Origin of the sequence: Bradyrhizobium sp. Ce-3 (genome assembly GCF_022835695.1) — a bacterium.
Taxonomy (GTDB): Bacteria; Pseudomonadota; Alphaproteobacteria; order Rhizobiales; family Xanthobacteraceae; genus Bradyrhizobium.
On the sequence record NZ_BQUV01000098.1, the window covers coordinates 1 to 207 of the forward strand.

Consider the following 207-nt stretch of genomic DNA (forward strand, 5'->3'; position numbering starts at 1 on the left):
TCTCACCGTGCAGGATCACCTGACGACGACGTTCCGCTGCTATGGTTTGCCGGAGGCCTTCTACACCGACAACGGCTCACCATGGGGCGATACCTCCGGCATTTGCTGGACCGGATTGAAGGTGTGGCTGCTCAAGCTTGGCATCAGAGTGGTGCATGCCAGGCCATGTCATCCACAGGCCCGCGGCAAGAACGAACGCTTCCATCG

1 pseudogene is annotated in these 207 nt (G+C 59.9%); it reads left to right on the forward strand.

The window, feature by feature from the left end:
- Positions 1 to 207 (forward strand): annotated as a pseudogene (locus BRSPCE3_RS35975) (IS481 family transposase); the annotation flags it as partial.